Origin of the sequence: Profundibacterium mesophilum KAUST100406-0324 (assembly GCF_009835145.1) — a bacterium.
Lineage (GTDB): Bacteria > Pseudomonadota > Alphaproteobacteria > Rhodobacterales > Rhodobacteraceae > Profundibacterium > Profundibacterium mesophilum.
This window is the reverse complement of record NZ_APKE01000001.1, coordinates 1-11608: the sequence shown is the minus strand read 5'-3', so window position 1 is coordinate 11608 and position 11608 is coordinate 1. Positions and strand designations below refer to the sequence as shown.

Below are 11608 nucleotides of genomic sequence, written 5' to 3'. Positions count from 1 at the left end.
GAGAGACCATGCGGAAACTCACAATCGAGACCTCCCCGATCGAGGGACAGAAGCCCGGCACGAGCGGCCTGCGCAAGAAGACGCGGACCTTCATGGAGCCCCACTACCTCGAGAATTTCGTCCAGAGCATCTGGGAGGGGATCGGCGGGGTGACGGGCAAGACGCTCGTGCTCGGCGGTGACGGCCGTTACTTCAACGACCGCGCCGCGCAGGTGATCTTGCGCATGGCCGCCGCGTCGGGCGCCGCGCGCGTCATCGTGGGGCAGGGCGCCCTGCTCAGCACGCCCGCCGCCTCCCACCTGATCCGTCTTCGCGGCGCCGATGGCGGAATCATCATGTCCGCCAGCCACAACCCCGGCGGCATCGACGAGGATTTCGGCGTCAAGTACAACACCGCCAACGGGGGCCCCGCACCCGAGGAGGTCACGGGCCGCATCTTCGAGGCGACCAAGCGCATGGCACGCTACGAGATTGCCGAGACGCAGGATATCGACCTGTCCTCGCTCGGCACGGTGACGCTTGGCGACATGGCGGTGGAGATCGTCGATCCGATTTCCGATTATGCCGATCTGATGGAGACGCTGTTCGATTTCGGCGCGATCCGCGCGCTCCTCTCGAGCGGCTTCGAGATGCGCTTCGACGCGATGCACGCGATCACCGGACCCTATGCGACCGAGGTGCTCGAGCGGCGCCTCGGGGCCCCGGAGGGAACGGTGATCAACGCCGTGCCACTGCCCGATTTCGGCGGCGGCCATCCCGATCCTAACCCGATCTGGGCCAAGCCGCTCGTCGACCTGATGATGTCCGCCGGCGCGCCCGATTTCGCCGCGGCCAGCGACGGTGACGGCGATCGCAACATGATCCTCGGCCGGAACGTCTATGTCACTCCGTCCGACAGTCTCGCCGTCCTCGCCGCGAACGCGCATCTGGCGCCGGGCTACGCGGGGGGGCTTAAGGGCGTGGCGCGCTCGATGCCCACGAGCCGGGCCCTCGACCGGGTGGCCAAAGCCCGCGGGCTCGATTGCTACGAGACGCCCACGGGGTGGAAGTTCTTCGGAAACCTGCTCGATGCCGGACGGATCACCCTGTGCGGCGAGGAAAGCGCGGGAACCGGAAGCGACCACGTGCGCGAAAAGGACGGGCTCTGGGCGGTTCTTCTGTGGCTCAACATCCTGGCGAGCCGCGGCATGTCCGTCGCGGAACTGCTGGAGGCGCATTGGGCCGAGTTCGGCCGCAACTTCTATTCCCGCCACGATTACGAAGCCGTCGATGCCGGCGAGGCGGAGGCGATGATGGAGCGTCTGCGCGGGCGTCTCGGCGCCCTTGCGGGGGAGCGTGCCGCCGGGCGGGTCATCGAGGCCGCCGACGAGTTCGCCTACGACGATCCGGTCGATGGCAGCCATGCGGCGGCGCAGGGGATCCGTGTCCTGCTTGAGGGCGGCGGCAGGATCGTCTACCGGCTGTCGGGAACGGGAACGGTGGGCGCGACGCTGCGGGTCTATCTGGAAGATGTCACCGAGGATCCGGCACGGTTCGGCGAGGATCCGCAGGAGGCGCTTGCGCAGATCATCGCGGCAGCGGACGAGATCGCCGGCATCGCCAAGAGCACCGGACGCGATGCGCCGGATGTGCGCACCTGACCCGGACCATGACGCAAGCACCAAGGAAGCCCATGTCCCTGACCGAAAGAGCCATCGCCAACACCGAGGCGGCCGCTGCCCTCGCCGAGGAATGCCACCGCCTGTTGAACCAGAGCGCCACCGCCTTCGAGGCTCACCAGGCGATTGCCCCGATGCTCGGCGGTCGGGTCGAGGGCGACGGCGCGACGTTCGGGTTCTGGACGCCGGAGCTTCTGGAGCAGCGGATCCCCGACGGCGACATCTTCCTCGAGGTGATGTCGCCCGACGGGCCGCTCGATCTGATCCGCTCGCACCAGGAGGTGCGTTTCGAGAGGATCTACCTGCCGGTGGCCCGCTACGAAGCGCATTGCTTTGCTGCCGTCAGCGGCCTGAGGGCGGGGCGGCGCGATCGTTTGGGGGATTTCTACGCGCTGGTGTGGCGCGATGCACATGATGAATGGCACCGGGTTCTCGACCCGTTGGCGATGTCGCTGCCCTTCGGCGCCTTCGCGCCGGCCGAGCTCTACGATATCGAGGCGATGTTCGCCGCGCGCGGCGACACCGCGTATTTCGAGGGGCTCCGGCGCGAGGATGGACCGCACAAGTTCGGCCCCCCCACGAACATCCTTCAGATTCACGTGCCCACCGCCACCGCCGGCGGAACGCTCGCGAGCCTGACGCGGCAGTTCGAGCGCCTGTCGGAGCGGGTGGCGACCGGTCTGCCGCTCGATCCGCTCGACGAGATCTACCTGGGCTATGACGCGGTGCAGCTCCTGCCGGTCGAGCCGACGACGGTCTACGAGACCGGGACGGGGTTCTGGGAGGAGCTTGGCGGGGATGCGAGCGAGGTCACGGTCAGCCTGACGCGGCCGGACACCACCAATTGGGGATATGACGTGGTGATCTCGGGCATGGGCACGGTGAACCCGGTCCTGCTCGAATCGGGCCGGCCGGACGAGCTCGTGGATTTCGCCTCGGTCCTGCACAACTTCCCGACGAAGCCCAAGATGCTGGTGCTCGACGTTGTCTTCGGTCATTCCGACAACCAGGGGCTCTGGGCGCTGAACGCGCATTTTTTCGGCGGGCCGAACATGTACGGCCAGAATCTCGACTACAAGAACCCCGCCGTGCGCGCGATCTTGCTGGAAATGCAGCGGCGCAAGGTCAATTTCGGGGCCGATGGCGTCCGTGTGGACGGCGCGCAGGATTTTAAGTGGTGGGACCACAGCACTCAGGAGCTGCGCCATGACGACGAGTTCCTGGCCTCGATGTCGGGCATGGTGCAGGAGGTGGCGGGCACGTCCTACCGCCCCTGGTTCGTCTTCGAGGATGGCCGCCCCTGGCCGCAGGAGGACTGGGAGCTCAGCTCGACCTACCGCGCGGTGATCGAGGGGCAGGGCGATCCCGACGTGTTCCAGTGGGGGCCGCTGACCTTCGCGCATAACACGCCCTTCATCTACGGCTACTGGCTTTCGAAGATGTGGCGCATCAAGGAGATGCTGAGCGTCGGAGCGAACTGGATCTCGGGCACGGCCAATCACGATACGCTGCGCCGGGGCACGCAGGTCAATCCGAAGCTGAACATCAACACCCGCCTTGGCGAGACCAAGATGGACATTCTCGAGAAGGCCTATGACAACCCGGCCGTCTCGATGCTGACCTATGCCGTCTTCCCCGGTGTCCCGATGGACTTCCTCAACGCTACGGCGCGCGCCAATTGGGGTTTCATCCGCAATCAGGACGACAAGTACGGCGTCAAGGTCGTCGCCGAGGAGGCGATCAGCCTCAAGTGGCAGGTCGATGAATACAGCTACTCGGTCCCGGCCAATTTCCGGCGCCTCAAGGCGCTTGGCTTCACCACGCGCGAGGACCTGGCGCGGTTCTTCGACTTCCTGCCGGCCCTCGTGGAGGTGACGGATTACGATCTCGACCATATCGTGCGGCTTCTCAACGGTGTCGAGCCGCCGCTCTCGGGGCCGGGCGTCTTCGATGTCGCGGCGCTGAAGGTGATCGCGCGGGCCTGGATGGACGACATGCACGACTACTGCAACATCGCCAACTCGGTATCGACCCTCGACGCGGCGCAGACGGGTTACATGCTGGCCTTGCGCAATTTCCGCCGGGCCAACCCCTGGCTGCGCGGCAACCTGGGCGCGCGCGATCACTTCGACTACCTGCAACCTGTCGACGGGCGCACGGTCTTCGCCGGCTACCGCAAGGGTCCGGGCGGCAAGGAAGTCTTTGCCATCACCCATATGGAGGGTGGCGCGACGGACGAGTTCGATCCGTTGAGCCTGCCGATCGAGGGGCTCGAGGGAGCGGGCTGGTCCTGCACCCTGCGCACTCCCGGGATCGGATCGGACTATCTGTCGGGTCCGATCATCCTGCGCGACAGCATGGGCCTCGTCTTCGAGCGCGGCTGAACGCTTGGCCGCGGCACAGCTGTTCCCTTCTGGCAAGCCGCAGAAGGGAGCGCCGCGCTCGGGCGTGGGGCGGCTGCTGCGAAGCAGGCACGGGCGGAGCCCAGGGGAAGGCGCGGCGGCTCTTGCCCCCGGGGCTCAGTCCCTTTGCGCGCAGTAGCCCGCACAACCGGCAAGAGCCGCGTAATCATCCTCGATCACGTCCACGCCGAACTGTTCCATGAAGGACGAGAACCGGCCCTTGGCACGAAAGGTCTCGGTAAAGCCTGCCATCTCGAAGAAGGGCAGCATGGCGCGGGCCATTCCCCCCACCAGGCTCACGCCGCCGAAGGGCAGGTGGATCAGCGACAGATCCCCGGCGACCCCGCCAAGGATGCGCACGAACTGCACGACCGCCTGTCGCGCGACCTCGTCCTCGCCGCTATCGGCGATGATCTCGGCGCTGCTGCGGCGCCGGTCGATCCCGCGCTCGGCGCAGAGCCAGTCATGCACATGCACGAGGCCGCGCCCCGAAAGGACATCCTCGACCGCCGGAAAGCCATGGGCCTTCTCCACGAAACGCGACAGCCGCAGGTCGTCATCGCCGCGCACCGGGAGGGTCACATGGCCCGATTCCGACGCGGTGACCATCCGCATCCCGTCCATCTCGTGAACCACGGCCGCGTTGAACCCGGTGCCGATCCCGATGACGAGCCGGGTACTCTCCTGCGCGGCTCCCTCGGGCGATGCGATCACCTGCCGCACGCTTTGCGCGTCCAGAAGGCCCAGGGCATGCCCCTGCGCCTGCAGGTCGTTCAGGAGGGAGGCGCGCGAGGCGCCGGTCGCCTGCGAGAGGGTATTCTCGTCGATCGTCCAGTCGAGATTGGTCAGCGTTCCGCGCCCGTCACGCACCGGGCCGGCAAGCGCCGCGCAGGCGGCGGCGAGCGGCGGCGAGCGGCGCCGGGCGAGATAGTCGCCCAGCACCGCGTCGAGCCCGCGATGATCGGCATTGCGAAAGCGCTCGATGGTGCCGGTATCGACCGCCGCGCCCTGTGCCAGGGCGACACGTGTGTTGGTTCCGCCAATATCCGCGACGAGCGTGAGGGGCCGTTCGGCTTGCATCATTCGATCCCTTGACTGATCAGCGCGCCAGGGCGCGGGCTATGGCGTGATATGACGTTTTGGGGGACCGGTTCAAGCTCTCGAAATCGACGTGGACGAGGCCGAAACGGGGCGCGTATCCGAGCGACCATTCGTAATTGTCGAGCAGCGACCAGATGAAGTAGCCCTTGACCGGGACCCCTTCGGCGATCGCCTCCCGCACCGCTTCCATGTGCTGCGCGAGGAAGTCGATGCGGGCGCTGTCCTCGATGGTGCCATCCGCATCCTTCGTATCGTTCCAGGCCATCCCGTTCTCGGTGACATAGAGCGGCAGGCCGTGGGTGTAGTCGCGATCGACCCGTTCGAGAAAACCGCGCAGCCCGCTTGGATATATCTCCCAATCGACCTGCGTCTTGGGCAATGGACCGGGCACCTCGTGGTGATGCGGCCACGGGCCGTCATCGGGCGCGATCAGCTTGCGGGTATAGTAGTTCAGCCCGAGCCAGTCGACCTTCTGCCCGATGGTGGCGAAATCGTCCTGCCAGCCCTTGGGAAGATGCGGCTCGAGCCCCTCGAGCACGTCCTCCGGATAGCTGCCCTTGAACATCCCCGACAGGTAGAAGCGGTTGTAATAGCCGTCATAGAGCCGAGCCGCGGCGGCCGCCTCAGAGCTGTCATCGGCGGGGGCGGCGTGCTCGAAGTTGCAGATCGCCCCGAGATTGCCCATCCCGAGGCCGCGCATCGTCTCGATGGCGCGGCCATGCGCAAGCAGGACATGGTGCATCGCGCGGGCGGTCGCGCGGATGTCGCGCAGGCCCGGTGCGTGATGGCCGAGGAAGTGGCTGATCCAGGCGACGCAGAAGGGCTCGTTGATCGGGGCGGCGGACCAGAGCCTGTCACCGATCCGTGACATGATCGTCTCGGTGAAATCGGCGAACCATCCCGCGATGTCGCAATTGGCCCATCCTCCCAGATCGGCGAGGGGTTGCGGCAATTCCCAATGGTAGAGCGTGGCCGCGGGCTTCAACCCACGCTCCAGCATGCCGTCGACGAGCCGGTCATAGAAATCGAGGCCTTCGGGGTTCGGCGCCCCGCGCCCTTCGGGCAAGACCCGCGCCCAGCTCGTCGAGAAGCGGTAGACATCGAGATTGGCGGCGCGCAGCAGGTCCAGATCCTCCGGCCAGCGATGCAGGTGATCGCAGGCGATCGCGCCGTTCTCGGCGCCCGCGACATTGCCCGGCGTGGCGGCGAAACTGTCCCAATGGGTCGCGCCGGCGCCGCCCATCGCGTGGCCCTCGATCTGGTAGCTGGAGGTGGCAGCACCGAAGAGGAACCCTTCGGGAAAGGCGTCGCGGTTGGGCAGCATGGAGGATTGTCCTTTCGGTCATGGGGGCGTTTCGGTGCCGCCCGGGGATCGGGCTTGCGCACCGCGAAAGTGGAAAAAACGGCTGGATTCAGGATGCGAGGTTCGGGGCGGGGGGTTCGGGGGGCGAGGATTTCGGCGGCGGGGCGGTCGAACGCCCCGGGATCAGTTCCGCCTCGATCAACGTCTGCAAGGGTGCCTCCTGCGGTGTCTCGATGGCGCGCAGCAGCATCAGGGCGGCTTGCGTGCCATGCTCGCGAATCGGCGAGCGCACGGATGTGAAATAGGGCTGCGCCCCGTCATGGCGGAAATAGGACAGATCGTCGTCATGGCTGATGATCGAGATGTCGCGGCCGGGCTTCAACCCAAGCGCCTCGCAGGCACGCCGGGTCCCGATCGCGCTGACGAGCGAGGAGATGATGAAGGCGGTCGGGGGCCGGCGCGCCTCCAGCATCCGCATGGCGGCCTCGTAGCCGAACTGCTCGGTCATCTCGTCGCCCGCGATGAGGGCGCGATCGACCGGAAGGCCGGCGGCGGCAAGCGCCTCGCGCATGCCTTCCTCACGGCGAACCGCGAAATCCATCCCGGCGCGCCCGTTGATCAGCGCGATGCGCTCATGGCCCAGACCGATCAGCTCCTCGGCCGCCCGCCGGTAGGCGCGCCGGTTGTCCATGTCGATCCAGTTATAGGGCCGTCGCGCCCCTGAAATGCGGCCATGCACGACATAGGGCGTTCCGATCTCATCGAGCATGGCGAGCCGAGTGTCATCGCGCATCGGTGCATGGACGATGAGCCCGCCCACGCTGTGCCGCGCGGCCAGATCGCGATAGATTCGTGGCCCGTCCCCGGCGCGTATCAGCGACAGGATCATCTCGTATCCATGGCTGGTATAGACCTCGATGGCGCCGGAGATGAAATCGGCGAAGACGGGATTGACCATCTCGTGGGTGGAATCGACGGGGACGACATGGGCGATGGCATTGGGCCGGCCGGTCGCAAGCCCCTTCGCCCAGCGGTTGGGGGCATAGGCGTGGCGGCGCGCGGCGTCCTTGACGCGCTTGCGCGTGACCTCGCTGACCTCCGGATAGTTGTTCAGCGCCCGGCTGACCGTGGTTTGCGACAAGCCCAGGAGCTTCGACAATTCCCGCAAGTTCATCCGCCGTCGAGCCCCTGTACACGGTCCGCGCCGGGACCCGCTCGCCGCCGCCGGTCCGCGCCCGTGCCGCCCGGCAGGCACCGGTCACGTTGCCGCGCGGGCCGGGGCTTGCGCGCGGTGCGAATGGCGGGTGGGTCATGCGCGATTGTCATTGCGATCCTTGCTCTGCTCAGGATTGACTCTATCATCATGGTAGGAGACGGTCAGGCAGATTCAAAGCGCTTTGACTCGCGAGCGAGCCGATCTTCGGACCGTGCGTCCGGGCAGCCGGATCGATGACATGACTATGGGAGGACGACCATGAAATACCTTTTGGCCGGCAGTGCCGCCGCCTTGCTTGCCTCGACCGCGATCGCCGCGGCCGAGAGCCATGTCCCGTTCAAGCCGGGCGAGGGGGCGTTCAACTGGGACAGCCTCGACACGTTCGCCTCGGAATACGACCTGCAGGGTGCCTCGCTGAAGATCGAGGGCCCCTGGACCGGTAGCGACAAGGCGCTTGTCGACACGGTCATCGCCTATTTCAACGAGGCCACCGGAGCCAATGCGACCTATTCTGGCTCGGACGGGTTCGAGAACGACTTCGTCATCTCCGCCGAAGCGGGCTCCTCGCCCGATATCGGTGTCTTCCCGCAGCCGGGTCTCGCGGCCGACATGGCCAGGCGCGGCTTTCTCGTGCCGCTCGCCGATGGAACCGCCGACTGGGTTCGCGAGAACTACGCCGCCGGCGAAAGCTGGGTCGATCTTGGTACCTTCACCGGCAAGGACGGCAACGAGGACCTTTATGGGTTCTTCTACAAGATCGACGTAAAATCGCTGGTCTGGTATGTTCCCGAAGCTTTCGAGGAAGCGGGCTACGAGGTTCCCGAGTCGCTTGAGGATCTCAAGGCGCTCACCGATCAGATCGTGGCCGATGGCGGCACGCCCTGGTGCATCGGTCTGGGCTCCGGGGCGGCGACCGGCTGGCCGGCGACCGACTGGGTCGAGGACCTGATGCTGCGCACCTCCACTCCGGAGGATTACGACAAGTGGGTCAGCAACGAGATGCCCTTCGACGATCCCAAGGTGGTCAAGGCCATCGAGGAGTTCGGCTGGTTCGCGCGGAACGGCGATTACGTGAACGGCGGCGCCGAAGCCGTTGCGAACACCGATTTCCGCGACAGCCCGGCAGGGCTCTTCAGCTTCCCGCCGGAATGCTACATGCACCGGCAGGCCAGCTTCATCCCGACCTTCTTCCCCGAGGGGACGGTGGTTGGCGAGGATGCCGACTTCTTCTACTTCCCCGCCTATGAGGGCGAGGATCTGGGCAAGCCGGTGCTCGGCGCCGGCACGCTCTTCGCCAAGACCAACGACGACGAGGTGACCAACGCCTTCATCGAGTTCCTGAAGACGCCGATCGCCCATGAGATCTGGATGGCGCAGTCGGGCTTCCTGACGCCCTTCAAGGAGGCCAATGTCGAGGTGTTCTCGAGCGATACGGCGCGCGAGATGAACGACATCCTGCTCAACGCGACGACCTTCCGCTTCGACGGCTCCGACCTGATGCCGGGCGAGATCGGCGCCGGCGCCTTCTGGACCGGTATGGTCGATTACACGACCGGCTCCGATGCCGCCACCGTCGCGGGCGAGATCCAGTCGAAGTGGGACGCGATCCGCTGATGACGATCTGAACGCGGTCCCGCGCCACCCGGCGCGGGACCATCCACATCGCCGTTGGGGGGACGCGGTATGAGCCCGATTTTTCAGGGGATCTTGACGATCATCATCGGTGTCGGTGGATGTATCGGTTATTTCTATTTTTCGAACCTGATCCTCGACAGGGTCATATTTCCAGCCAGGGGCGAGAAGGCGGGTCGCAATATCAACCGCGCCAACCAGGTCCGTCCGTGGCTTTTCCTCTTTCCCGCGATCTTCGCGCTCGGCCTCTATCTCGCCTATCCGGTTGTCGGCTCCTTCTGGCGCTCGCTGTTCAACCGCTCCGGCGACGAGTTCATCGGGCTGGGCAACTACGCCACCCTCTTCGCGAGCGAGTCCTTTCGCACCGCGCTTTTCAACAACATGCTCTGGGTGCTTTTCGTGCCTGCCGCCTCGACCTTCCTGGGGCTTCTGGCCGCGCAGCTGACCGACAAGCTCAGCTGGGGCAGCATCGCCAAGTCGCTGATCTTCATGCCGATGGCGATCAGCTTCGTGGGCGCCTCCCTGATCTGGAAATTCGTCTACGCCTTCGACAGCGACATTGGCCTGATCAATGCCATCCGGGACGGTCTTGGTGCAGACAGCGCGGTGGATGTGTTGCAGATCCCGTTCTGGAACAACTTCTTTCTCATGGTAATCCTGATCTGGGTGCAGACCGGCTTTGCCATGGTGATCCTCTCCGCCGCGCTGCGCGGCATTCCCGAAGAGACGATCGAGGCCGCGATCCTCGACGGGGCCAGCCCGTTCCAGCTTTTCTTCAAGATCAAGGTGCCGCAGATCATGGGAACGATCGTCGTCGTCTGGACGACGATTACCATTCTCGTGCTGAAGGTCTTCGACATCGTCTACACGATGACGGGGGGCAATTTCGACACCGAGATCCTGCCCAGCTACATGATGAAATTCATGTTCCGCGATGACGGGCAGGCCACCGCCGTCGCCTTCGTCATCATGCTCGTGGTGCTTCCAGTGATGATCTGGAACATCGTGCAAGCCCGCCGCGAAATGCGCTGAGGAGAGATCAGATGGACAACATGGCCGGCTCCAAATCGAGCCTGAATATCGCGGTGAACATCTCCGTCCTGCTGATGGTGCTGCTCTGGCTGATCCCGACGGTGGGACTTTTCGTGTCGTCCTTTCGCGACCGCGACCAGATCTCGGCCACGGGGTGGTGGCAGGCTCCCTTCTCGGTCGAGCTGACCTACCGCACCCGCGCCGACGCCGACCCGGTGGAACGTGGGGACGGCTACGTGATCGAGGGCAACATCTTCGCCACCGAAGAGGTCGCTGAAAGCTTCGCCGCCGGCGAGAGCAGCATCAGCGCCTTTGGCAGCCGCGGCAACGCGCCGGCCGAGTTCGCCGCCGGTACGACGGCCGATTTCGGCGATGGCGAGACGCTCCTCGTCGAGCCCGACGGCAGCTATGTCTACAGCAGCCCCAACGAGATCGGCTCGCGCGGTCCGCGCATCTATTTCGAGGCCGAGACGCCTCCGCAATTCACCCTGGACAACTACCGCTCCGTGATGGCGGCCGACAACATGGATCAGGCGTTCATGAACACGCTGATCGTGACCATCCCGGCGACCGTCATCCCGATCCTGATCGCGGCCTTCGCGGCCTATGCGCTGGCATGGATGGACTTTCCGGGGCGGGGCCTTCTGATCGCCGCCGTGGTCGGGCTTCTCGTGGTGCCGCTGCAGCTTGCGCTCGTGCCGCTCTTGAACCTGCACAACAAGATCGGGATCGGACAGAGTTTCCTCGGGATCTGGCTGGCCCATACCGGCTTCGGCCTTCCGCTCGCGGTCTATCTCTTGCGCAACTACATGGTCGGTCTGCCGCGCGACATCATCGAGAGCGCCAAGGTCGACGGGGCGACGGATTTCCAGCTCTTCACCCGGATCATCCTGCCGCTCAGCTTTCCAGCCCTCGCCGCATTCGCGATCTTCCAGTTCCTGTGGACCTGGAACGACCTGCTTGTGGCCAAGGTCTTCCTGCCCTCGGACGATGCCAGCAAGGTCATGACGGTGAAGATCGCCGACGATCTTCTGGGCAGCCGGGGCGGCGACTGGGGCATCCTCGCGACGGCGGCCTTCGTGTCGATCGCGGTACCGCTTCTGGTCTTCTTCACAATGCAACGTTTCCTGGTCCGTGGCCTTCTGGCCGGATCTGTCAAATAAGCCCGGAGCTTCACTGAATGGTAAGCGTTTCCTGGCCCGCACCTTCCCAATTCTCACCTGACCTGAGATTTCGCACCTGACGGAGATTAGGGCAGGAGTTT

General features: G+C 65.3%; 8 protein-coding genes. 5 read left to right on the top strand and 3 right to left on the bottom strand.

Going from position 1 to position 11608, the window contains the following annotated elements:
- Positions 1-8 precede the first annotated feature (8 nt).
- Complete coding sequence (locus PMES_RS00040; RefSeq protein WP_159963486.1) at positions 9-1640, top strand: alpha-D-glucose phosphate-specific phosphoglucomutase; 1632 nt, start codon at positions 9-11, stop codon at positions 1638-1640.
- A 32-nt stretch (positions 1641-1672) separates the two neighbouring features.
- Positions 1673-4042 (top strand): glucosylglycerol hydrolase, encoded by a 2370-nt coding sequence (gghA, locus tag PMES_RS00035; RefSeq protein WP_159963485.1) that lies wholly within the window; start codon positions 1673-1675, stop codon positions 4040-4042.
- A gap of 135 nt (positions 4043-4177) precedes the next feature.
- Here gghA and PMES_RS00030 read toward each other — a convergent pair whose 3' ends face one another.
- From PMES_RS00030 to PMES_RS00020, 3 genes are all read right to left on the bottom strand, one after another.
- Positions 4178-5143: a glucokinase gene (locus tag PMES_RS00030; protein ID WP_159963484.1), complete on the bottom strand. Its 966-nt coding sequence runs from the start codon at positions 5141-5143 to the stop codon at positions 4178-4180.
- 16 nt (positions 5144-5159) lie between these two features.
- The gene (locus tag PMES_RS00025; RefSeq protein ID WP_159963483.1) at positions 5160-6485 is read right to left on the bottom strand and encodes a GH1 family beta-glucosidase; all 1326 of its coding nucleotides are present in this window, start codon (positions 6483-6485) and stop codon (positions 5160-5162) included.
- Between the two features lie 88 nt (positions 6486-6573).
- A complete protein-coding gene (locus PMES_RS00020; RefSeq protein ID WP_159963482.1) occupies positions 6574-7638 on the bottom strand; it encodes a LacI family DNA-binding transcriptional regulator in 1065 nt (354 codons plus the stop codon).
- Between the two features lie 300 nt (positions 7639-7938).
- Here PMES_RS00020 and PMES_RS00015 point away from each other — a divergent pair, with 300 nt between their 5' ends.
- From PMES_RS00015 to PMES_RS00005, 3 genes are all read left to right on the top strand, one after another.
- Positions 7939-9294 (top strand): ABC transporter substrate-binding protein, encoded by a 1356-nt coding sequence (locus tag PMES_RS00015; RefSeq protein WP_159963481.1) that lies wholly within the window; start codon positions 7939-7941, stop codon positions 9292-9294.
- Positions 9295-9363: 69 nt separating this feature from the next.
- Positions 9364-10344 (top strand): carbohydrate ABC transporter permease, encoded by a 981-nt coding sequence (locus PMES_RS00010; protein ID WP_159963480.1) that lies wholly within the window; start codon positions 9364-9366, stop codon positions 10342-10344.
- An 11-nt stretch (positions 10345-10355) separates the two neighbouring features.
- The gene (locus PMES_RS00005; RefSeq protein WP_159963479.1) at positions 10356-11507 is read left to right on the top strand and encodes a carbohydrate ABC transporter permease; all 1152 of its coding nucleotides are present in this window, start codon (positions 10356-10358) and stop codon (positions 11505-11507) included.
- Positions 11508-11608: the final 101 nt, after the last annotated feature.

Coding starts and splice junctions, on each gene's coding strand:
- PMES_RS00040 (WP_159963486.1), top strand. CDS start 9: ATGCGGAAACTCACAATCGAGACCTCCCCGATCGAGGGACAGAAGCCC.
- PMES_RS00005 (WP_159963479.1), top strand. CDS start 10,356: ATGGACAACATGGCCGGCTCCAAATCGAGCCTGAATATCGCGGTGAAC.
- PMES_RS00030 (WP_159963484.1), bottom strand. CDS start 5,143: ATGATGCAAGCCGAACGGCCCCTCACGCTCGTCGCGGATATTGGCGGA.
- PMES_RS00015 (WP_159963481.1), top strand. CDS start 7,939: ATGAAATACCTTTTGGCCGGCAGTGCCGCCGCCTTGCTTGCCTCGACC.
- PMES_RS00010 (WP_159963480.1), top strand. CDS start 9,364: ATGAGCCCGATTTTTCAGGGGATCTTGACGATCATCATCGGTGTCGGT.
- PMES_RS00020 (WP_159963482.1), bottom strand. CDS start 7,638: ATGAACTTGCGGGAATTGTCGAAGCTCCTGGGCTTGTCGCAAACCACG.
- gghA (WP_159963485.1), top strand. CDS start 1,673: ATGTCCCTGACCGAAAGAGCCATCGCCAACACCGAGGCGGCCGCTGCC.
- PMES_RS00025 (WP_159963483.1), bottom strand. CDS start 6,485: ATGCTGCCCAACCGCGACGCCTTTCCCGAAGGGTTCCTCTTCGGTGCT.